The 22,127-nt window shown below is 70.9% G+C and carries 19 protein-coding genes; 7 read left to right on the top strand and 12 right to left on the bottom strand.

Annotated elements, in window-relative coordinates; all coding sequences use genetic code 11:
* Window positions 1–52: 52 nt before the first annotated feature.
* On the bottom strand, window positions 53–1,684 hold the full coding sequence (locus tag ACZ466_RS40790; protein WP_378285874.1) for a PucR family transcriptional regulator: 1,632 nt from the start codon (window positions 1,682–1,684) through the stop codon (window positions 53–55).
* 125 nt (window positions 1,685–1,809) lie between these two features.
* On the opposite strand from ACZ466_RS40790, the gene ACZ466_RS40785 reads away from it, so the two are divergent.
* The 4 genes from ACZ466_RS40785 to ACZ466_RS40770 all read left to right on the top strand — a co-directional run bounded on the left by ACZ466_RS40785 (window position 1,810) and on the right by ACZ466_RS40770 (window position 7,654).
* On the top strand, window positions 1,810–3,084 hold the full coding sequence (locus ACZ466_RS40785) for an NAD(P)/FAD-dependent oxidoreductase (protein WP_378285872.1): 1,275 nt from the start codon (window positions 1,810–1,812) through the stop codon (window positions 3,082–3,084).
* Between the two features lie 422 nt (window positions 3,085–3,506).
* Entirely contained in the window at window positions 3,507–5,603 is a 2,097-nt protein-coding gene (locus ACZ466_RS40780; protein WP_378285871.1) for a protein kinase domain-containing protein, read from the top strand.
* On the top strand, window positions 5,495–6,910 hold the full coding sequence (locus tag ACZ466_RS40775; protein WP_464041874.1) for a serine/threonine-protein kinase: 1,416 nt from the start codon (window positions 5,495–5,497) through the stop codon (window positions 6,908–6,910). Before ACZ466_RS40780 ends, ACZ466_RS40775 begins: the two co-directional genes overlap by 109 nt.
* A gap of 51 nt (window positions 6,911–6,961) precedes the next feature.
* On the top strand, window positions 6,962–7,654 hold the full coding sequence (locus ACZ466_RS40770; RefSeq protein ID WP_378285869.1) for an outer membrane protein assembly factor BamB family protein: 693 nt from the start codon (window positions 6,962–6,964) through the stop codon (window positions 7,652–7,654).
* 109 nt (window positions 7,655–7,763) lie between these two features.
* On the opposite strand, the gene ACZ466_RS40765 is transcribed toward ACZ466_RS40770, so the two are convergent.
* A complete protein-coding gene (locus tag ACZ466_RS40765; protein ID WP_378285868.1) occupies window positions 7,764–8,102 on the bottom strand; it encodes a hypothetical protein in 339 nt (112 codons plus the stop codon).
* Window positions 8,103–8,429: 327 nt separating this feature from the next.
* On the opposite strand from ACZ466_RS40765, the gene ACZ466_RS40760 reads away from it, so the two are divergent.
* Complete coding sequence (locus tag ACZ466_RS40760; RefSeq protein ID WP_378285867.1) at window positions 8,430–9,086, top strand: maleylpyruvate isomerase N-terminal domain-containing protein; 657 nt, start codon at window positions 8,430–8,432, stop codon at window positions 9,084–9,086.
* A gap of 165 nt (window positions 9,087–9,251) precedes the next feature.
* Here the strand turns inward: ACZ466_RS40760 and ACZ466_RS40755 are convergent, their stop codons facing one another.
* The 5 genes from ACZ466_RS40755 to ACZ466_RS40735 all read right to left on the bottom strand — a co-directional run bounded on the left by ACZ466_RS40755 (window position 9,252) and on the right by ACZ466_RS40735 (window position 16,458).
* A complete protein-coding gene (locus ACZ466_RS40755) occupies window positions 9,252–9,881 on the bottom strand; it encodes a hypothetical protein (RefSeq protein WP_378285866.1) in 630 nt (209 codons plus the stop codon).
* A gap of 479 nt (window positions 9,882–10,360) precedes the next feature.
* Entirely contained in the window at window positions 10,361–11,569 is a 1,209-nt protein-coding gene (locus ACZ466_RS40750; protein ID WP_378285865.1) for a serine hydrolase domain-containing protein, read from the bottom strand.
* A 504-nt stretch (window positions 11,570–12,073) separates the two neighbouring features.
* A complete protein-coding gene (locus ACZ466_RS40745) occupies window positions 12,074–13,351 on the bottom strand; it encodes an MFS transporter (RefSeq protein ID WP_378285864.1) in 1,278 nt (425 codons plus the stop codon).
* 297 nt (window positions 13,352–13,648) lie between these two features.
* Window positions 13,649–15,667, bottom strand: coding sequence for an AfsR/SARP family transcriptional regulator (locus ACZ466_RS40740; RefSeq protein ID WP_378285863.1), 2,019 nt, complete (start codon window positions 15,665–15,667; stop codon window positions 13,649–13,651).
* Between the two features lie 221 nt (window positions 15,668–15,888).
* Complete coding sequence (locus ACZ466_RS40735) at window positions 15,889–16,458, bottom strand: class I SAM-dependent methyltransferase (RefSeq protein WP_378285862.1); 570 nt, start codon at window positions 16,456–16,458, stop codon at window positions 15,889–15,891.
* Window positions 16,459–16,529: 71 nt separating this feature from the next.
* Between ACZ466_RS40735 and ACZ466_RS40730 the strand changes: the two genes are divergently transcribed.
* Window positions 16,530–17,408 carry a LysR family transcriptional regulator gene (locus ACZ466_RS40730; RefSeq protein WP_378285861.1) on the top strand — a complete coding sequence of 293 codons (879 nt, stop codon included), beginning with the start codon at window positions 16,530–16,532 and terminating at the stop codon, window positions 17,406–17,408.
* On the opposite strand, the gene ACZ466_RS40725 is transcribed toward ACZ466_RS40730, so the two are convergent.
* From ACZ466_RS40725 to ACZ466_RS40710, 4 genes are all read right to left on the bottom strand, one after another.
* Complete coding sequence (locus ACZ466_RS40725; RefSeq protein ID WP_378285860.1) at window positions 17,380–17,853, bottom strand: DMT family transporter; 474 nt, start codon at window positions 17,851–17,853, stop codon at window positions 17,380–17,382. The genes ACZ466_RS40730 and ACZ466_RS40725 overlap by 29 nt on opposite strands.
* Complete coding sequence (locus ACZ466_RS40720) at window positions 17,850–18,173, bottom strand: DMT family transporter (protein ID WP_378285859.1); 324 nt, start codon at window positions 18,171–18,173, stop codon at window positions 17,850–17,852. The genes ACZ466_RS40725 and ACZ466_RS40720 overlap by 4 nt, the downstream gene beginning before the upstream one ends.
* Window positions 18,174–18,183: 10 nt before the next feature.
* On the bottom strand, window positions 18,184–18,789 hold the full coding sequence (locus tag ACZ466_RS40715) for a DJ-1/PfpI family protein (protein WP_378285858.1): 606 nt from the start codon (window positions 18,787–18,789) through the stop codon (window positions 18,184–18,186).
* Window positions 18,790–18,895: 106 nt separating this feature from the next.
* Window positions 18,896–19,399, bottom strand: a complete 504-nt coding sequence (locus ACZ466_RS40710; RefSeq protein WP_378285857.1) for a MarR family winged helix-turn-helix transcriptional regulator — start codon at window positions 19,397–19,399, stop codon at window positions 18,896–18,898.
* A 485-nt stretch (window positions 19,400–19,884) separates the two neighbouring features.
* On the opposite strand from ACZ466_RS40710, the gene ACZ466_RS40705 reads away from it, so the two are divergent.
* A complete protein-coding gene (locus ACZ466_RS40705; protein ID WP_378285856.1) occupies window positions 19,885–20,367 on the top strand; it encodes an SRPBCC family protein in 483 nt (160 codons plus the stop codon).
* Window positions 20,368–20,663: 296 nt separating this feature from the next.
* Here the strand turns inward: ACZ466_RS40705 and ACZ466_RS40700 are convergent, their stop codons facing one another.
* On the bottom strand, window positions 20,664–22,016 hold the full coding sequence (locus ACZ466_RS40700; protein WP_378293554.1) for an IS4 family transposase: 1,353 nt from the start codon (window positions 22,014–22,016) through the stop codon (window positions 20,664–20,666).
* Window positions 22,017–22,127 lie beyond the last annotated feature (111 nt).

The following is a 22,127-nucleotide window of genomic DNA, read 5'->3' as shown; positions in this document are numbered from 1 at the left end:
GCAGAACGTGCAACGGGCACCGCCCCGACTACACGTTCTGCCGCGCCATCGTTCAGCCCATCCGGCCGCGGGTGCGGCGGCGGAAGTCCCGGCCGCGCAGCGCGACCAGCAGCCGCAGCCGGGTGTCGGTGTCGTCCAGCGGGCCGTTGACCAGATCCGCGAGGCGTTCCAGCCGGTAGTAGAGGGTGCGCCGCTCGATGTTCAGCGCCCGCGCCACCTCGGCCTTGCGCCCGCCGTGCTCCAGGTACGCCGCCAGCGTCGGCAGCAGCGGGGAGCCCGCGGTCGCGTCGTGGTCGAGCAGCCGGCCCAGTTCCCGCGCCACGTGCCGGGCCAGCGCGGGGCCCTGGTCCAGGTCCATCAGAAGGCGGTCGATGCCGAGGTCGTCCGGGGACAGCACGCCCCGCCCGTGCCCGGTGCGCAGTCCGTACCGGACCGCCTCGCACGCCTCGCCGTAGGCGCGGGGCAGGCCGTCCATCCCGACCGGGTCGCCCAGGCCGACGAGCAGGTCGACGCCGTGCCGGGCCGCGCACTGCTCGACGACCTCGGCGGTCCGCTCCCGGGGCTCGCCGCCGGGGGCCGGCAGGACGGCGATGAGCTGGCCGCCGTCATAACCGATCAGCGGCCTGGGCTGGACGCCGAACACCCGCCCGGTCACGGTCGTCACCGCCCGCAGCGGGCGGCCCAGGCGGTCCCCGCGGCCCTCCTCCGGCAGCTCGGTCGCCAGCGGGCGCATGACCAGCACGAGCAGCGGCCCGGACAGGTCGGCGCCGAAGGTGCTCGCCTTCAGCCGCATCTCCCGGACGTCCTCGTACCGGCCGCCGAGCAGGTCGTGCACGAAGGTGCTGCGCGCGTCCAGCCGCTGCCGCTCCAGGTCCGACACCGACGCGAAGGCCAGCCCGATCGCCGCGGCGGCCCGGTCCAGCGCCAGCCGGTCCACATCGTCGATCGGACGGGGACGGGCCAGCATGTGGATGGTCCCCCACAGCTCGCCGCGCGCGACGATCGGCACCCATGCGCAGGCCAGCCCGGCGGACTCGGCGGCGACCGGGGAGCCGTCCGGCGGGCTGGGATGGCCGACCCGCGCGTGCGCGGACCACCCGTCCACCCAGCCGCGCAGCTCCGGGGTGTCGGGCGCGTACGCGATCACCTCGTGCGCCTCGTCCGACAGGACCACCGGATGATCGACCGCACGGGCCAGCTCGGCGATCATCTGGGGCAGCCCGGCGCCCTCCATCGCCAGCCGGGAGAACCGGCGGCTGATGCCCTCCGCGCGCTGCAGCATCCCGTAGTGCGCGTTGACGATCACCGAGTGCACGGCCTGCGTCATGTCCATGAAGTACGCCGGCGTCCGCAGCGCGATCAACGGCAGCCCCGCCTCGTCCGCCGCCTCGACCAGGGCGTGCGGCACCGCGGCGAAGGTCACCCCGACCTCGATCGCCACGCCGGCCAGGCCGGTCCGGGCCAGCGCCCGCACCCACGCGCGCTGCGCGTCCGCGTCCCGGCTGATCCCCATGCCCTGCGTCAGCAGCAGCTCGCCGCCGGTGAACAACCGCGCCGAGTCCGGCATCTCGGAGATGTGCACCCACCGCACGGCGCGGTCCAGACCGTCCTCACCGGCCAGGACGCGGGCCCCGGCACGGCGGAACGGTTCGTAGCGCAGCACGTCCCTGAGGATCAGGCTCATCGCCTCAAGGTACACATTCCGCGAAATAGAACGACGTTCCGCGTCATAGTCCGCTCATTGCCGCCCGTCCGGACCGCAACGAAGATCGCAGAGCCACCTCGAAAGCACACGGACGGAACGAACTCATGCACCTGGCACGGCAGGACGCCGGAGCCGCCGTCATCATCGGCGGCGGGATCATCGGCGCCGCGGTCGCGTACGAGCTGGTCCGGTACGGCCTCACCGCGACGCTCGTCGAAAGGGACGCGATCGGCCGTGGGCAGTCCGGCCGCAACTGGGGATTCGTGCGCCAGCAGGGCCGCAGCCCGGCCGAGCTGCCGCTGATGCGCGCCGCGACCCGGCGGTGGGGCGAACTGGAAGAGGAACTGGACGCCTCGTTCGACTGGGTGCGCGGCGGGAACCTCGCGCTGGCCACCGACGACGACGGCGCCGAACGGTACCGGACCTGGGCCGGGATCGGCCGCGAGCACGGCGTCGACACCGCCTTGATCGGCGCCGCCGAGGTGCAGCGGATCGTCCCCGGGCTGCGGCTGCCGTACACCGCCGCACTCTACGCGGCCGGGGACGGGCACGCCGACCCGTTGTCGGCCACCCGCGCGTACGCCTCGGCCGCCGAGCGCGGCGGGGTGCGGGTGCTCTGCGGGCACACCGCGCGCGCGATCGTCCAGCGGGGCGGACGGGTGCGCGGTGTGGTCACCGACGGGGGCACGCTGGACGCCGACGTCGTGGTGTGCGCGGCTGGATCCGCGTCCCGGCGGCTGCTGCGTACCGCGGGGCTGTCGCTGCCGCAGAACCTCGTCCGCGGAACGGTCGCGATGACCGAACCCGTGGAGCCGCTGACCAGGGCGAGCGTCTGGGCACCCGGCCTGGCGTTCCGGCAGCGCCCGGACGGACGCCTGGTGGTGTCCACCGGGGGCGGCGGCGAGGTGGACCTCACCCTGGAGACCATGATCCAGGCGCGCCGCTTCCTGCCCGCGTTCCGGCACAACGCCCGCCGCCTGCGCCTGCGCGTCAACGGCGCGGCGCTGCACGACCTGCGCCGCCGGTTCGGCGCCGAACTGCCGGACCCGGAACCGCGCCCGACGTACGGCCGCGTCCGCGACAGCATGCTGCGGCTGCGCGAGGCCGTCCCGGCGCTCTCCTCGGTCCGCTGCGAGCGGGCCTGGGCCGGCCAGATCGACTCCACTCCCGACGCGCTGCCCGTCGTCGACCGGTTGCCGGACCCCGCCGGCCTGGTGGTGGCGACCGGCTTCAGCGGTCACGGGTTCGGCCTGGCCCCCGCGATCGCCGAGTCCGTCGCCGATCTGGTCGTCGGCGCGCCCCCGCGGCACGAGACCGGCACGTTCCGGTTCAGCCGCTTCGCCGAGGGCGACTTCAAGGCCCCGGACGCCATCCTCTGAGCCCGCCGGCGGACCCCGCTCGGCTGTGCGGCCAACCTGAATCCGCCGTCGGCCAGACGATGCGGACTGGCCCGGTGTGGGCGGCGGCGGGCGACCCCATGCACAGGGCGCGGATTCCGGACTCCTCGGCGGCCGGTGATGCTCGCGACGGCCCCGCCCATGCTCATGCCGAGCATGCCGATGCGCTCGGAATCGGCGAAAGGCGAGCGTCCGCACGGAGGCTGTCCGTGTCATGTCGCCCGGTCTGTTCCCTCAAGGGGGAAGCAACTTTCCGCAGGTCGCTGCTCTGGTAGCCCTCCCTCCGATCGTCCCCGCGAGCGAACCGCGCGAAGCGCGTTGTGATTGCGCGTTGCGGGGGGCGGCGGGACGCGGACGGTTTCGGCTGTGGCCGATGCCCGAAGGTTGCCGGAAGGGGGAAGCGGATGCAGCCGATCACGACTGACGATCCCGTCGGCATGGGGGCGTATCGGGTGCTGGCGCGGCTGGGAGCCGGCGGCATGGGCCGGGTCTATCTGGCGCGTTCCCCGGGTGGACGCTTTGTCGCCCTGAAGGTCATCCGACCGGAGTTCGCCGGGGACGCGGAGTTCCGTGCCCGGTTCCACCGCGAGGTGGCGGCGGCCCGGCTGGTCAGTGGGGCGTTCACCACGCCGGTGCTGGACGCCGACACCGAAGGCCCGGTGCCATGGCTGGCGACCGCCTACGTCGCGGGCCCGTCCCTGCAGGAGGCGATCGACGGGTACGGGCCGCTGACCGAGGCGGGGACCCGTGCGCTGGGTGCGGGGCTGGCCGAGGCTCTCGTGGCGGTGCACGACGCGGGGCTGGTGCACCGGGACCTGAAGCCGTCCAATGTGCTGTTGACCGCCGGCGGTCCCCGGGTGATCGACTTCGGGATCAGCCGCGTCCTGGACGGAACGGCGGTGACGCAGGCCGGTTCGGTCCTGGGGACGCCCGCCTACATGTCGCCCGAGCATGTGAACGGCGGGGTGTCCGCCGCGAGCGATGTGTTCTCGCTGGGCGGCGTGCTGGTCTTCGCGGCGACGGGAAAGGGGCCGTTCGGTTCGGGCCCGGCGGACGCGCTGCTGTACCGGGTCGTCCGGTCGGAGCCGGTTCTGGACGGCGTCCCGCACGCCCTGCGCCCGTTGGTGGCCGCGTGCCTGGCCAAGGACCCGGGCGGGCGGCCGGGGCCGTGGGATCTGCTCGACGCGCTTGCCCGGGGCGCGTCGGCCGACGCGTCCAGCTGGCTGTCGGCCGGGATCCGCGCGGATCTGGCGCTGCGGGAGCGCCGGCTGGCCGATCTGGAGACCTCGCCGCCCGTCCCACTCCCTGAACCCTCGCGGGCTGGGCAGGAGACCCGGCCGGCCCTCCGCACCGGGATAAGGCGGCGCCGTGTGATCGCGCTGGCGGGCGGGGCCGCGCTGCTCTCCCTGGCCGGCGCGGGCGCCGCCGCCTGGCGCTCGAGCATGTCGGGCCACGACCCCGACGCGCCGGGGACGGGGAACCCGGGGTCGCTGGTGGGAGCCAGACAGGGCCCCGCCCCCACGTGGACCTTCGCCTCCGAGCAGCCGTACACGTTCGCGCAACTGGTCATCGGTGAGGGGACCGTCTATCTGGCGGGCCCCGTACTGGAAGCGATCGATCCTTCGACCGGTCGGCGGAAATGGTCCGTGCGGACCGCCTCGTCGAGAATGCTCCTGTCGGGGTCCCAGATCTTCACCGCCAGCCCCAAGCAACGGCTCAGCGTGCTCGACGCCGCCACCGGCCGGCAGCGGCGCCAGGTGGAGAGCGGCGAACTGTACACCGCCCTCTCAGGGGCCGTGGAGTTCATCGGAAGTTCCGGGGACCTGCTCGTACTGGGAGCCTTCGGTGGTTTCCTGACCGTCTTCGACACCCGGACGGGGCGCATGGCCTGGAGGAAGAACCCGGCCGTCGACACCCGGCAGATCGCCGTCGACGAGGACGCCTGTTACGTCCGCACCGACCGGGACCTGTACGCGCTCGCCCTCGACAACGGACGGGAGTTGTGGCGCACGCCGCTCAACCCGGCCACCGGGATGCCGAACCTGGTTCGGTCCGGCGGCTCGCTCATCACCTCCACGGCGGAGGGCGCGGTCGCCCTGGATCTCGCCGGACGGCGGCTGTGGGCGAGCGCCCTCCAGGATCCCAGGGAAATCCGGCTGTACGCGCGGATCACAGTGAACACGGACACGGTGTTCTGCTTCATGGTCGACACCATCGTCGCGCTGGACCCGAGGACCGGCGCGCATCGCTGGCGCGCCCAGGCTCCCGCGCCGCTCGACTCGCTCCAGGGGCAGGGGCCCGCCGTGTCGCCGGCGGTCATGGCCGTGCCCCTCGACCAACAACGCACCTCGGCGGGCTTCAGCGTGCTGGACGCCCGGACGGGAGCATCCCGGTGGAGGGTCCAGACACCGGGCGACCGCTCCACCCACTGGATATTGGCGGTGGACGCCGGAACCGTCTTCGCCTTCGACGGGACGCGACTGCACGCGTTCCGCGGCTGACGTGGCCGACACACCCCTCAGGAGCTCACACATTGCACCCCCTTGAACCGGGAGATCCCGACAAGATAGGCCCGTACCGCCCGCTCGCCCGATTGGGCGCGGGCGGCGTGGGGATCGTGTTCCTCGCCCGGTCCCGCGGGGGCCGGGCGGTCGCCGTCAAGGTGATCCGTCCGGAGCTGGCCGACCAGTCCGGCTTCCGCGACAGGTTCGCCCGGGAGATCGCCGCGGTCCGCCGGGTCGGCGGCGCGTTCACCTGCGCGGTGCTCGACGCCGACGCCGACGCGCCCCGGCCGTGGCTGGCCACCGAGTTCGTCGCGGGGCCGTCGCTGCACCAGGCCGTCGCGTCCCATGGCCCGCTGCCCCCGGCCGCCCTGCAGCGCCTGGCGGCCGGTCTGGCCGAGGCGCTGTCGTCCATTCACGCCGCCGGGGTCGTGCACCGCGACCTCAAGCCGTCCAACGTGCTGCTCGCCGGTGACGGCCCCAGGGTGATCGACTTCGGCATCGCCCGCCCCGCGGACGAGTCCGCGCTGACCGCCACGGGGGTCTTCGTCGGCTCGGCCGGGTACATGGCGCCCGAACTGGTCCTCGGCACCGAGATCGGCCCGGCGGGCGACGTCTTCTCCCTGGGCGCCGTGCTGGCCTTCGCCGCGACCGGGCAGGGGCCGTTCGGGACGGGCCCCGCCCCGGTGCTGCTGCATCGCGTCGTGCACGAAGCTCCGGACCTGGCGGCGGTGCCCACCGAGGTGCTCCGTGCCCTCATCGCCGCCTGCCTCGACAAGGACGCGCGCCGCCGTCCCCTTCCCCGGGACGTGGCCGCCGCACCGGTTCCCGTTCCCGTTCCCGGCGCGGCGACCTGGCCTTCCGGACCGCTGACCGGCGACATCCGCGACCGTGAGACCGAGCTGACGACCATGCTCCGCCGGGGGCCCTCCGCCCCCGGACGCCGCCGGTTCCTCGTCGCGGGCCTGGCGGGCGCGGGCCTCGCGGTCGCCGGAGGCGCCGCCGCGTGGACGACGTGGCGGCTCGGCGGGGCAGGCGAGAAGCAGATCAAGCACCTGTGGACCGTGCGCGCGAAGAGCCGTGACGCCGAACCGCGCATCAGGCTGGGCAACACCTTCCTGTACCTGGAAGATCAGACGCTGCAGGCGCTCGAAGCCGCGAGCGGCGAACGCCTGTGGCAGCACTCCGCCGGCCTGGGTTCGACCAGGCCGGCGGTCGCGGCCGGTCCGTCATCGATCCTGCTCTGCGAGCTCGACCTCACGGAACTCGATCTGACCACGGGAGAGGGAAGGACCATCTTCCGATAGGAACCGCTGGCCGAGCATACGCCCAGGGAGGTTCTCGGCCTGCGAAACGGCGTGGTGTTCCTCCGGCAGGACAACGCCTCCGACGCCGAGGACTCGATCAGCACCAGAACACTGGCCGACATGGCCCAACAGTGGTCACTGCCCGTCGACTTCAACGGGGATTCCACTTTCATCCTCTCCGGCGACCGCATCTACTTCATGGACGGGCGGAACCGTCTGCTGGCCATCAACGCGACCAACGGTTCGATCGCATGGGAACACCAGGCCGGCCTCAGTTCCGGCCCCGTCCTGGCATCGGGGAACACGGCCTATATCCAGCACGGGTCCCGGATCCTGGCCCTCGACGCCGCGACCGGCCGGACGCGATGGGACTACAGCGCCCGGGGCAAACCCTCCGGCCTCTCACTGTCCCAAGGATCCCTCTACGCCCTCGACCCCGGCGGCATGGCATTCTCGATCGACGCCGCCACCGGCCGGACGCGTTGGACGAGCCGCAGCAAGGTCGGGAGCCCATCGGGCGATTCGGTGATCTGTTCCGGGATCCTCTTCGCGGGAGCCAAGCCTGCCTCTCGGACGGACGAGTCCGACACTGGCCTGTTCGGCTGGGACGTGGCCACCGGAGAACTCGTCTGGCGATTCCCGCACAAGCCCCGCGAGGACGGCCTGGGCTGGAAGCTGATCGCCGGGGGCGACATGTTCTTCGCCGCCTACAACGCCGACCTGCTCGCCTTCAGAGCCGCCTGACGGGCGCGTCACAGACGGCGACCAACAACATCTTGGTGGACGTTCGCCGAGATGGCGGGCATAGAAGATGTCTGGAGCACGTTCCGGCCGACCGGGCAGGGGCGGTCCGTCAGGAAATCCGCTCGACCGACACCCATCTCTGCACTGACAGCCGCCATGTGAAACCGCCCCGGTGGCCGAAACTTCCACGTTCGACCACCGTCGCATCGAAAACGACCGCGAACCGGGCGCCCTTGTTGCGTCCGCGCGCCACCCGATCGTCCTCGATCAGGTCGGGCCACGGCACCTCCTCCGACTCGACCTGGCACCAGGTAACTCGTCGCCGCCATCGCGAACGCCGCACGATCTTGAGCCCGTTCCACTCCCAGTGCGAGTAATACACACCCTCGAACCGGCCTGAAGCGCCCACTTCCAACACGCCCATTTTCGACTGATCGGAATCGGCCATGGCCTGATTCAACCAGGGCGACCACTCTGAGACACTCCCCCCGATCGCCTGTCGGCAGCGAGTGGCCTTGGGGCATGAAACGGACGCCGCACAGTGTGCGACCTGAACAGGCCAGGCGCCGGTCAGGTCACCGCAGGCGGTTCCTGGTGCCGCCCGTCCCCGCCCTATCCAGTCGCCCGAGATGGTTCGTGCCTGCGGTCTGATCCGCATGCCGCGGAGCGCCCACCGCACCGAGAGCTCGGCTACCGCCACATGATCGGCGCCCGGTTCAACGAACGGCGCGCACATGCGTTTGTCCGCCATTGAGGCACGCATTATATTGCCGACGTGCTCCTTTTCTCACGCACGTGGACTGCATTGCGCGCGGCGGTCGCCGAACTGCCGGACGAGGACTTCGCTCAGCCGTCCGGCTGTGCCGGCTGGCTCGTGCGGGACCTGGCGTGCCACCTGGTCATCGACGCTCAGGATGTCCTGATCACCCTCGTGACCCCCGCCGGAACAGAACCGACCTGCGACGCGGTGACCTACTGGAACGTCTCCGACAGACCGCCGACCGGCGACGACCCGCTCGACGCGCTGATCGTCCGGCTGGCGGCCGCGTACGAGGAGCCGCGGCTGCTCAAGTTCCACCTCGACGACGTCGGCTCCGCCGCCGGCCGCGCCGCCGAACTCGCCGACACGGACCTGCGGGTCAGCACCCAGGACAAGGTCCTCACCGCGGGCGACTACCTCTCCGCGTACGTCATCGAGTGGACGCTGCACCACCTCGACCTCATCGCGCACCTCCCGGACGCGGCGAAGCCACCCGCGGAAGGGCTCGCCCGGTCCCGCGAGATGCTGGAGAAGATCGCCGGGACCGCGTTTCCCGCGTCGTTCTCCGACGAGGACGCGCTGTTGGTGGGCACCGGACGGCGTGCCCCGACCGAGGTGGAGAAGACCGCGCTGGGTGAACTGGCGGTGAAGCTCCCGTTCGTCCTGGGGTAATGATCCACGAGGACGGAACCTTCAGCGCGGGCTGACGACGATGACGTGGAAAGGCTCCGCCGCCTGCGTGCCTGCAGACGACTCCGGGTCTGGCCGCTGATCGGATGGCAGGTCGCCGGCCGGGACGCTGTGGCTCGGGAACATCGGCATCGAACGCGGACGAGATCAGCGCACGAGGAGGAAGGGCACGGTCGTGGCGAATATCGCGACGGGCGGGCCGGCCATGACCTGGAGCACAGAATGATGTGTCAGGGTCGTCCGGGACCATCCGATCAGCACGACAATGACCGCCAGTCCTAGCATGCCGGGGCCCCAGACGAGGGAAAGAATCGCCACGGCGGCACCTGCGATCCCGGTGTGAAAACTGATCTTCCACAGGGCGGTGATCGGCCCCATGACAAAAAGCACCCCGAGCATCGCCGCCTGGACCGCGACCACATCCGACGGTGCGCCGACGACCTGAAGCACGCCGATTCCGATGACTATCAGAACGGCCGAGATCAGGAGCGGTATGACGCGGTGCTCTCGGGTCGTCAGGTGATGGTCGGTGTACCGCCCCGCGACGACCCCTCCGATGATCACTGCCATGGGCCCGATCACGGTGATCGCCGCCCCCAGAAGACCCCAGGCCAGCCCGGTAGGACCGGATCGCCAGCCCACAGCCAGGAAGAGGGCCATGGCCAATGCCCATGGGGCGAAGATCTCGGTGATGACCTTGGCCAGGCGGAACCGCCATGTCGTCGGCGTAGCGATTTCATCGCCCTCAACGGACTCAGCGGCATCTGGTGCAGACATATACCATCCCCTGTTCCTGATCGCATACTCGGCCCTGAGGGGTCCTGAGCCATGAGACGCGAAGTGCCCGCCATGAACCCCTGGACGAGATCTCGGCCTCCACTCTTCTCCTTTTCATGAGACCTTGAACTCACACTCTTTGCGTGACGCGATATGAGACCTTACTGCATCTGCGTCACTCTCAAATCCAAAGCTCTGAGCGAGACAGATACTCGCCAGCGATGCGCCATTACCTGCCATCCACGAGCAGTCCAAACGTTCCGGGGCGCCCCCTGTGGGCATGAGCGTCAGACGAACGTCAGCGATGCGCCAGCGAGCCACATGCGCACCGCGCTACCGTCGCGATCACACCGACCCACCAGGAAAGGGACGGTGTAACACATCGCTGCCATCGGCGTGCACCTCAGCCGCCGCCCGTCAGCGTGCCGGGCGATCCCCTACCAGCGCGGATTGCCAGGACAGCCCTGCGGCCGATCTCATCACCTTGCGCAGAACTGGGTCAGGACGGTGTCGTCCTCCAGTTTCTGCTCGCCCCAGTCAGCGTTCCGGTTCATGGTGAGGACGTGCCGGCCGTCGGCGGTGGCCACCGTCCGGGAGGCCGAGCCGGGGATCATGCCGCCGTGGCCCCAGACCGAGCAGCCCTTCTTGAGTTTGAATTCGCGGATGCCGAGTCCGTATCCGTCGTTGGGGCCACCGTGTCCCTTGTCCCCGTTGACGTGGACGGTGCTGGTCAGTGCCCGCTGCTGCTCGGCGGGTAGGAGCTCGCCGCCCAGCAGTTTGGACAGGAAGGTGGTCACGTCGCCGACGGTCGAGATCAGTGCCCCCGCCGAGAAGGCCACCGTGGGACTGAATTCTGTGACGTCGTACACCTTGGCGGCCGGTTCTTCCGCGAAGAGCGTTGAGTAGTGCCTGGAATGCGGTCGGGGCAGCTTCGGCGACGTCTCGGGAACGCTGGTGCCGCGTAGCTTGAGCGGCTTGATGATGAGCCGCTCGACCGCTTCCTTGTAGGTGCCGCCGGTGACCTTCTCGATGATCATCCCGGCGAGGATGTAGTTGGTGTCGGAGTAGTCCCATTCTCCCCGCTCATCGGGCTTGCTGCCGTCCTCGGGCTGGAAGTTGGGCGGGTGGGCGAGTCCGATGTTCACCAGCTCGCGGGGTGTCCACCGCCGGTGGCGGTTCTTGTCGAACTCCTCCCCGGCGTACTTGGCGCGGAATCCCTCGTCCATGTTGTAGTCGAAGATGCCGCTGGTGTGGTTGAGCAGGTGCCGGACGGTGATGTTCTCGGCGTGGTAGTCCTTGCCGCGCACCACCCCGGGCAGCCACTTCTCGACACTGTCGTTGAGCGACAGCCTGCCCTGGGCTTCGAGTTTGAGGAGCACGGTCGCGGTGAACGGCTTGGTCATGCTGGCGATGCGGAACCTGTCGTCAGTGCCGCGCGGCTGGTCGCGCCCGGTCTCGCGGACGCCGGCCCGGCCGTTCCATCTTCCGCGGGCGTCTTTCACCTGGGCGATGACTCCGGGAGTGCCCTGCTTGACGATCTCGTCCAGCGCGGCCTGGGTCCCGGCGTGTGGCCGAGGGGCGGTGCTCGGCGAGGCGGCGATCGCGAGGCCGGCGGCGGTCGTGGCGGTGAGCGCGCCCACCGCGGTGAGGACGACGAGTGCGCGGCGCGATGGCTGGAAAGCGTTCATACGAACGATTCAACCGATCGCCGGAACAACGCACCATCGGGGATGTCCCTGAGATCATTCAGGGACGAATATCAGGGATATCAAAGGGACGATACCGACAACCTTCGGGGCCATCTTCTTGAGGTGATCCACAAGGCAATGCGGCACACGCTCGCTGATCATTGACTTTCAGCCGTGCTGGGATGCGTGCGACTGGGCGGGCATGTCCCGATCGGGTTACCGGAACGGCCTTCCAGGCGCTCTGTGCGTCACCTTTCAGGACTGGCTGCGACGCTCGCGGCGGCGAAGAACAGCGCGCGACGGCATGTGGGCCGCCGACTCCTGAAGTGTGCGCCTTCACATGGTCCGATGGCTCTACGCCTGCCGGGGAAAGCGATTCCCACATCGGTCACCGTCATCTGGCTGGAGTTTGGCTGACGCGGTAGTCCCTGCGGCAACGTGGAATCCTGTGGAAGGTTCAGTGCCTTCGACTCGCTGACCGGGAGCGGGTGTGATGGTCGAGATTCACGTTCGTTTCGTCGCTGCCCGGGTGAGCGGGATCGAATCCGTATCGGCCGATGTGGGAGCCGCTTCGTCGCCTCGTCCCAGCACCCGGGTCCACATCCATGCCGGGCGGACGCCGAGGAGGATGCTGACCACGCCCGCGCAGGCGACCGCGTTCGCTGGTCCGATCAGGTCGGCCATCGCACCCGCGGCGAGTACGCCCAGGCCCTGCACCGTGACGAGGCCCGAGGAAAGGACGCCTAATCCCCCGGCCCGGACGGGCTCCGGAAGCAGTCGTACGAACGATGCGCTGAGCTGGATGTGATAGCCGGTCGCCAGCGCACCGGAGACGGCGAACAGGAGCGTGGACGCGGCGAGGCCGGGGCGGAACGCGCACAGCGCGAGGGGTACTCCGGTGAGCAGCGCCAGCGGTGCCAGGGCGCGGGCACGGAGGGCCTCGGACAGCAGGCGCCCGAACACGACCGCACCGACGACGCTCCCGACCGAGGTTCCTGCCATGATCAGCCCCACTGCCGCGGCGGAGTCGCTGCCGAGCGCGCTCGCGTACGGGGCCGCGAGGCCCTCGGGGGCGATGTGACAGCCGGCCAGCCAGCTGAGGCCGAGGAGCGATCGCAGCCCGGGATGGCGCAGGACCGGCATCAACCCGCCCGACGCCGGCCGGGATCGGCTGGTGTCCGCGGCCGGAGCGTCCCGCCGGCGTACGCCGAAGTGCACGAGCAGCGCGGAGACCGCGAAGCTGATGGCGTTCAGGCCGAGCCCGGCGCTCGGACTCACGGCCTGGGTCAGTGCGCCCCCGGTGAGAAACCCGGCGACCTGGGCGGTCTGGATCGTCATCTGCCTGATGGACAGGCCGAGCACATAGCGGTCGCGGTCCAGGACGTCCGCGAGCAGTGCGAGCTGGGCCGCCTTGAACGGCCCGCTGAGCGTGGTCATGCCCGCGAGCAGCACGCAGAGCACGGGCAGCGGCAGGCCGGGCACCGCCATCAGGCCGACGAGCGCCGCCCGGAGCAGGTCGGTGACGACGATGACCCGGCGGCGCGGGTACCGGTCGGCGAGGCCCCCGAGCAGCACGCCGCCCAGCAGCGAGGGCAGATAGGTGAGGGCGTAGGTCAGCCCGGTGAGCAGGGCCGAGGACGTCCGCTCGTACACCAGCACGGACAGCGCCACCCGAGCGAACTGATCGCCCAGTTGGGAAAGCAGTTCCGCGGCCCACAGGGCGCGGAACTCGCCGACCGCGAAGACCTCTCGGAAGGTCGCCGGCGTCGGCCGTGGCCTCACCGGGGGCGCCCTGAGTCGTCCGGGCTGGTGCCGCGGCAGGATTCTCCGGCGACATCGCGCAACTCGATCCTCCTGTTCGCGGGTTCAGCGGTCCTGAGCGAGGCGGACGGGTGAGTGCGCAGGCGCGACGCCCACCCGTACCGCGTCGCGTGTACGAGGCCGAGCTCACCTCGGTCTCGTCGGGGGGTGGATCTGGCTTAGTACTCGACGCCGCGCATGAACTTCACCTCCTTCTCTGAGGGCTTTGAGCAGACAAGAGGGAAGGAAGGCTCCACCTCCGCTGCGGCGGTCTCTGAGTTAACCGGGGGGCGCTGGCGTCTCGCTGACGAGTCGCTTACGTGCCGGAGACGGCCCTTCAGGGGTCGGTGAGGTGGGTGGGTCCTGGTAGGGGGTGTTGCTCTCTTCGGCGCGAGCGCGCTCGTGCGCGAAGAGACGTACAAGGTCAGGCAGGCGGTAGCGGATCTCCGCCACGGTGCCGGGGACGGCCACGTCCAGGAGTCTGGCGTCGACGAGTCGTTCCAGTGCCGCCTCGGTGTCGGTGTCGCTCAGGTCGGCGATGGCGGCGGCAGACTGTACGCCGAAGTCCGGTTCGGGGAGCAGGGCGATCCGGTGGAACACCATCTTGGTGCGGTCGTCCAGAGCGCGGTGGCTGAGCGCGAGAGGCGCCCGGATGTCCAGCCCGCCGTGCACGAGTTCGTCCAGGCGTGCGGACTCCTCGCGCAGCCGGGCGACGAGGCGCACCAAGGGCCAGTGCGGCTTGGTCACGAGCCTGGCCGCGGCGATACGCACCGCGAGCGGCAGGCCGCCGCAGAGTCGGGCCAGCTCTTCGGCCGCGGGCTGCTCCCCCGCGACCCGTCGGCGCCCGAGCACGTGCCGTAGCAGTTCGAGCGCCTGGTCTGGGGGCAGCACGTCGAGTTCCAGGGACCGAGCGACATCGAGCCCACCGAGGCGCCGCCGGCTGGTCGCCAGGACCGCGCAACTGGAGCTTCCGGGTAGCAGCGGCCGGACCTGCGCCTCATCGGTGGCGTTGTCGAGCACGACCAGAACCCGTCGGCCGTTCACGATGCTGCGGAACATGCCGACGCGGTCGTCGAGGTCGTCAGGGGTCTGCCGGTGGTCCACGCCCAGGCTCGAAAGCAGCCGCATCAGCGCGTGCGCCGGATCGAGCCGCTGCGCGCCGGCCCTGTTCAGGTCGAGGTACAGCTGGCCGTCGGGATAGTTCTCGGCCAGCAAGTGCGCGACGTACACCGCGAGGACGGTCTTGCCCACGCCGGCCCTTCCAGTGATCAGCGCGATGGGGACCGCCCTGGAGGCTGCGGTTCCGATGCCGGGACGAAGCGTCGCCAGCAATGCGCCGACTTCCCGGTCGCGGCCGACGACCGCGCCGACGCCCGGGGGCAGTTGCCGGGGGATCGCCGGATGCGCCGCGGGCGCGGCGTACGCAGGCGCGGCAGGCGCGGCGGGCTCGGCGATGGCGGGCCCGATGGTCTCGGACACCAGGTCGAGCCCGGTCCGGCCGGAGAGGATCGCCGTCTCGAGCTGCCGCAGATGTTCGCCGGGATCCAGGCCCAGTTCCTGCGCCAGCCGCTGCCGGGCATGCCGGTACGCGGCCAGCGCCTCGGCCGTACGGCCGGCGCCGTGCAGGGCGATCACCTGCTGGGCCCAGAACCGCTCACGCAGCGGATGCTCGGCGGTCAGTTCACGCAGTTCCGCCACGACGCCGCGGTAGCGCCCCAGCCGCAGCTCCGCATCGATCAGGCGTTCGTGCGCGTTCAGCCGCTCCTCGGTGATCAGCGGCACCTCCTCACGGTGCAGCGTCTCGGACGCCACGTCGGCGAGAACTGGGCCGCGCCACAGGGTCATCGCCTCACGCAGCCGCGCCGCCTCACCGGCGACATCATCGTCACGGCCGCACCGCGCAGCCGCGCTGGTCAGCACACGGAACCGCGACAGATCGAGTTGGACACCGCCGCCTCCGGGCCCGGCGTCGGGGTCGGCGTCGACGTCGAGCCGGTAGCCGCCCGGCACGCTACGGATGGAGTGCGCCCGCTCAGAGCCGAATGCCAGCCGGATTCTGCGCACGTGCGAGTGCAGCGTCGCCCGCGCGGTCGCCGGCGGCCACTGCCCCCATACGCAATCCACCAGCCGGTGGTACGGCACCGGCCTCCCGGCGCTCAACGCGAGCGTGGCCAGCAGTGCGCGCTGCTTGGCCGCCCCCAGGCCGATGGCTTGTCCGTCCACGGTGACCAGCAGCGGCCCCAGCACTCCGCAGTGCAGATACGAATCCGCCGCCCTGGCGCCGCGTCCGCCGCTCACCCGAACTCCGCCGGCCCGACCGGGCTCAGTCGACCGCCTGCGCGTCCATGGTCTACACGGCCTGAACGCTGCATCCGTTGAGTTCTGCTGTGGCCCTTCACGCTTGTCCCTCCGATCGGGCGGTCGGCGCATGGCCGGACGAGCCCGGCGGCAGAGCCGAGAGTCGTGGCCATGCACCTCGGTCGGGGTGCACTGGGGAGCCCGGAGATTTCGGGGGCGTTCTACGGGCAGCGGTTGATCTGGCCGGCGTGCCGAGGTTCCGCGGTGAGCTGGATTCCAAGGACGGACTCGACATCGCGCAGTGAGTCGTCTTCGAGATAGCGGTGGAGGTAGGGGACGCGGGCCAGTGAAAGGACGGCGAAGCGTCGGACGATGGCGTCGATCATCGCCGCGCCGGTGTGCAGCTCGTGGTGGTGCTCGCGCCAGCGCTCCAGCGATTCCGGCTCGTCGTAGAAGCGGTCGGCGATCGCGGCGTCGGCGCGCTCGTGGGCGAACTCGTCCACGATGAGCCGCCCGCCGGGGGCGAGGAGGGCCGACGCCCGGTCGATCGCCTTGTCCAGTTCGCACATGTGATGCAGGGACAGCGAGAAGATGATCGCGTCGAAGCGCTCGTCGTCGTACGAGCAGATGTCGGCCACCCGTACGGTCGGGCTCGCGTGCTCCGGGTCGATGTCGATCGCGGTGACCTCATAGCCGGCGTCCCGCAACCGGTCCGCCAGCTCGCCGCCGCCGCAGCCGGCGTCGAGCACCCGGGCCGGTGGCGGCGGGAGGTGGGCGGTGATGAATTCCATGCGTTCTACGGTCGGGCCACGGCGGCATAAGGACAACTGCGGGTTTCGCAGCCCAGGTATAAGCTGCGCGCATGCTTGATGCGTGGGCGCTGCGCATTCTGGTGGAGGTCGGAGAGCGGGGCTCGTTCTCCGCGGCGGCCGAGGCGTTGACCATGACTCAGCCCGCGGTCTCCCGCCAGATCGCCTCGCTGGAGCGCGCCCTGGGGGTCGACCTGTTCCGCCGGGCACCGCGCGGAGTCCTGCCCACGGCCGCCGGGGCGCTGGCGATCGACGAGGCACGGGAGATCCTCGACCGGATGAACGGGCTGCGGGCCCGGATGGACGCCTTCGCCGAGTTGCGGACCGGGCATCTGCGGATGGCGGCGTTCCCCAGCGCCAACACCGCCTTCGTCCCGGACGCGATCCGGCGCTTCCGCGACGCGTACCCGGGGATCGACGTCAGCCTGGTCCGGGCCGGCACGGACGAGATCCGGGCTGGCAGACTCGACCTCGCCCTGGTCACCGACTGGGACTCGGTCGATCCGGGTGTGCAACTGACGCCGCTGCTGGACGAGGTGCACCGGGTGGCGCTCCCGTCCCGGCATCCGCTGGCGCGGCGTACCACGGTCCCGCTGCGCGAACTGCGGGACGAGACATGGATCGAGGGCGCCCACCCCGACTGCCTCGGCCCGCTCGACCTCCTCACCGAGGCGCTCGGCGGCCCGCCGCGCATCGGGTTCACCTGTGACGACTGGACCGGAAAGCAGGCACTGGTCGCCGGTGGCCTGGGCATCACGATCATGTCCACGCTCGCCTCGTCCGCGGTGCGGCCCGACATCAGGCTCCGCCCGACGGTGCCGCCGCTCCCGGCACGCAAGGTGCTCGCCGCGGTCCCGCCGGTCCGGCTCCGCACCCCGGCCACCAGTGCGATGCTGACCCTGCTCATCGGCCTCGCCGCCGAATACCGCTGATCGCCCACCGTGGGCGTCGGCTCAGGCGCGCCTCACGCCGGCCAGGCCGGAGGCGCGATAGAAGGCGGTCAGCCCATGCCCGAGCTTTTCCGCGGGTCTTCGGGTGGTGTTCGCCCGAACCCATCTGGAGGAGCACGGCGCCGCCCACGACGGCGACGAGCGCGGTCGCCTTGGCGGGGTCGACGGGTTCCCCGAAGACGGTGATGCTGACCACGGCCACCACCGCGGTGCTCAGGCCGAACAACGCGTAGGCGACGCCCGCCTCCACATGCTGCAGGGCCACGGCGAACAGCAGCAGTTCGAGGAAGAACGCGACCACCGCCGCGACGGCCGGGACGGGACGGCGGAACCCGTCCGAGCCGTCGAGCAGGAACACGCTCCCCGCGTCGGTGGCGATCGCCGCGTACAGGGCGGCGCGGCCGAGCGCTGATCGGCCGTCGTTCATGCCGCTCCCGTCCCGAGCCGCAACGCCACCACGCCGACGACGATGCAGGTCATGCCCGCTATCTTGCGCGCGTTGGCGCGTTCGTCCAGGAAGAGCACACCGGTGAGCGCGACGGCCAGCGTCCCCACCGCGGCGAACGACGCGTCCGCGACGCTGGTGGGAATGGTCCGCAGCGCGACCGCGAAGGTCCACAGGGCCAGGCCGTACGCGCCGACCGCCGCGACGCCGAACCATGGGCGTCGCAGGCCCTGGGAACGTTTGAGCGCGTAGGTGCCGGCCGCGTCCCCGGCCACGGCGATCGCCAGATAGAGCCACCCCATGGTTCGGCGTTCACTGGGGCTCGTCGGCCGTGTAGGGCGGCGCCGGCTCGTACTGCATGGAGCGCATGACGGCGCGGGCGTGGTCGCGGCCGTGGAGGCGGCCGACCAGCCACAGCGCCATGTCGATGCCGGCGGACACGCCCTGGCTGCTGACCAGGTCGCCGTCCACCACGTATCGGGCGTCGCGGACCACCGTGATGTCGCCGCGCGCCTCCAGGGCGTCTTCGAGGTCCCTTTCGGTCGCCACGCGCCGGCCGCGCGCCGGACCGGCCGCGTGCATCAGGAACGCGCCGGTGCACACGCTGGTGGCCCATACGGCGCTGTCGGCCGTTCGTTTGATCCAGTCCATGAGCACCGGGTCGGCCATCGCGGACTCGATACGCTTGTGGGCTCCTCCGGGGACGAGCAGCACGTCCAGCGGCGGATGGTCGTCGAGGGTGTGGTCGGGCAGGACGCGCAGGCCCTTGTTGCAGCGTACGGGGCCGGAACGCTCGGCGACGAGGACGCAGGTGTCGGCGTGGCCGCGGCGCATCGAGGAGGTGGTGAACGCCTGCCAGGGGCCGACGAAGTCCAGTTCCTCGACCCCGTCGAAGATGAACAGCCCGTAGGTGGTCATCGCGCTACTCCTTCATGAAAGGACGGGCAGCCCCGGCGCTGGGTGCGGCCGAGGCAGGATGAACGCAGGGGCGAACGGCGGCGCCGGGACGCGGGCGCGATGCCGGTCATGAGACCGACGTCTCCACGGGGCAGCGATCCTGGGGGCAGGCGAGGTAGTCGCAGAGCCTGCAGATCCGGTCCGCGTGCTCCCGGTCCACCGACAGGCCGGCCAGCACCGGCTCGCTGAGCGCGGCCAGTGCCCGCCGCTGCGCGTCGGTCAACGGCTCCAACGCCCGGCGGAGGACCTCCCGCCGCTCGGCGACGATCGCCTCGGCCGCCCTCTCACCGGCCTCGGTGAGCCACAGCGAGACGCTGCGCCGGTCCTGGCCGGGACGCCGCTCGACCAGGCCGTCGGCGACGAGCCTGTCGACCAGCCGCACGGTTCCCGAACCGGTGATCCCCAGGACCCGGCTCAAGGCGTCGATGCGCTCCCCGGGCACGAAATGGATCGTCGCCAGCGCCGACGCGCCGCTGGTCCCGTGGACGCCGGCGCGTCGCGTGGTCTCCTCCAGCGCGTCGGCCAGAGCGACCACGAGGGCCGAGACGAGGTTCGCCGATCTGTCATCCACGCCACCGAGATTAGATGACTGACTCAGTCATGTAAATAGGGCCCAGGTGCGGATCGGGCGGCGGTGCCGGCGGACGCCGTGACCGTCAGCGAGCCGTCAGCGGACCGCAAGCGGCTCCGCATAGCGTCACCCCCGTACTCACAGCACCGAGGTCAAAGGAGTGACGCCATGCCTCAGTCGGTCGGGTTGATCGAGCCGTTCGACGGCTTCGGCACCGACGCGGCCTTCCGCCCGCCCACGACCGCACCTGCGTAGGCCGTGGCCGGGACGCGGTTCCAGTGTTCGTGCTGTGCTCACCGTGGTGGTCGTTGACACGCAACCATGCGCCTACCTGGCTTGAACAGCCCCAGGACCGGGCGTCGCCTGGCACCGGTCGACCTCGACCGGTCGGTCAACGCACGCGCTGGCCGCTGGATCGCTGAGTACAACGGCGCGCGCGCCCGTAAGCACTCGCAAACGTGAAAGCAGGACTGGGGAAAGGCCGCATGGCAAGCTCGGAAATCGAGTACACCACCTACATCCACGCCTCGCCTGAGCAACTGTGGCGGGCGCTGACCGACCCGGCGTTCACCTGGCGTTACTGGGGGGTCGCCTACGAGTCGGACTGGCGGGTGGGGTCACCGGTGAAGGTGCAGGTCACCCCCGATGGGGACTTCAGCGATCTGGGCTCGGTCGTCCTGGAGTCCGAGCCGTATCGGCGCCTGTCCTTCAGCAACGGCACGGCCCCTCCCGAACACCTCGAGCAGTACGGGAGGAGCGCGGACGACCAGGCCGACGAGCCGCGCCGGTCGACGACCACGTTCGACATCGAGCCGATGGGGGCGACGGTCAAGTTGACCTTGGTCCATGCCGGCCTGCAGCCGACGAGCGAGGACTTCGACGCGTACGCGGAAGGCTGGCCGCAGGTCCTGTCGAGTCTGAAGACCCTGCTCGAAACCGGCGAGACGCTCCCCCTGCCGACCGAATAGGGCCGATCGGGACCTTGGGTCATCGTCGAAACCGATGGCGCTCGCCGAGCGGGAGATGCGGCCGGCCGCCGGAATCCGGGTGTGCAGGCAGCTGGGAACGAGATCGCGGTGGTCCGCTCGCGTCCCGGACGGGCGCTCCCTACCGGTCCTGGTGATTCCGGGCCGAGGGTGCCTCGGTGCTGCCCTATCGCGCCTTCCGGAAACAGGCCGCTCGACGTGCTCATGGTCGAGCATCGGGGCGTCGGGCCGTCACGCAAGGACACGACGGGAACCGACCTAGCCGCAATGCCGGGTAGTTAAGGGCTTGGGGTGGGCGTCAACTCAGGTGGGTGGAGGATGTCGATGGTGAGGGTCGCCCGGTGGTTGGTGCGGTCGACCTGGCCTTTTGCCCGGTGTTTGGAGATCGCTCGTTTGACGATGCGGGGGCAGCTGCGGTCTCGGCGGGCGGGCAGCGGGTTGTCCAGGACCGCCCGGCCGATCTGTCCGACCAGGTCGATGACGGTGCCGGCGATGACCCCGGCGGCGTGGACGACCTGGTCGCGGGCGGCCAGCAGCGCGACGGTGAAGCTGGCCCGGTCGGCGGGGAGGCCGCCGCCGGCCGTGGCGTCGGCCATCGCCAGCCGCAACGCCTGGTAGACGGCCAGCAGAGCGTAGATCTCCTGGTCGGCGCCCTGCGGGGTACGCGAGCGCAGGACACGGCCGCCCAGCATGGTGGACTTCAGCTCCAGATAGGTCGTCTCGATCTCCCACCGCTGGTGGTAGAGCCTCACGATCTCCGCAGCCGGGTGGAGGCGCGGATCCAGCAGGGTGGTGATCAACCGGTAATGGCCGGTGCGGTGCCCGCCGCCCGACAGGGTGAGGGTGATCTGGGCGTCGATCACCCGGATCGGCACCCCGCCCAGCACCGAACGCCACGATCGGTCGGCCAGGGTCTCAAGACGGGGCAGCGGCCGGTTGCTCTTGCAGCGGATCAGCAGGTCCGCGCCGGTGCCCTGCGGACCGGCGATCGCCGCCACCAGGGCTTTGACGGCGAAATTGCGGTCGGCCAGCAGCAGCATGCCCGCCTTGAGGCAGCCGAACAACTCGGGCGCGTAGGCCGTCTCACCGGTCGCGAACCGGCCGAACCCGGCCCCCAGCACGGTGCGGGTGCCGCAGGCGACCACCGCGACCAGCCGGACCAGCGGATAGCCCGACCCGCCATGACTGCCGCTCTGATGACCATAGGCCGCCAGATTGGCCGGGCTGTCGGGGACACTCATCGTGGTGCCGTCCATCGCGCACACCAGCAGCCCCCGCCACCGCACCGCCCCCGCGGGCGGACCGGCCAGCAGATCGAACAACGCCCGCAGCGGCGCGACCCCCACCCGGCGGCGGGCCTGGGCCAGCACCGACGACGAGGGCACCCACCCCGGCCCCTCCAGGCCCGACACCAGCCGCGCCCACACCTGCCCAAGGCCCTGCCCCTCGAACAACCCCGCCGCCAGCAGCAGATACACCACCACCCGCGACGGCAACCGCCGCACCCGCCGCTGCGCCGACCGCGTCTCGGCCAGCACCTCGTCCACCATCTCGAACGGCACGATCCGGGTCAGTTCCCCCAGATGCCCGGGCGCGAACACCCCGCCCGCCCAACGGTCGACCGAACCCATGGCACAGGCCCCAGCAGACCTGGCAGACTCAACACCCAACGGAGATCCAGTAGGTCAGACGGACGATGGTAGAAGATCACCCGTTCTACTGGATCTCCGTTCCCACGTCTC

It is taken from the genome of Actinomadura rugatobispora, from assembly GCF_055379765.1.
The sequence above is the reverse complement of the archived record's forward strand: the minus strand, read 5'-3'. Positions and strand labels throughout refer to the sequence as shown.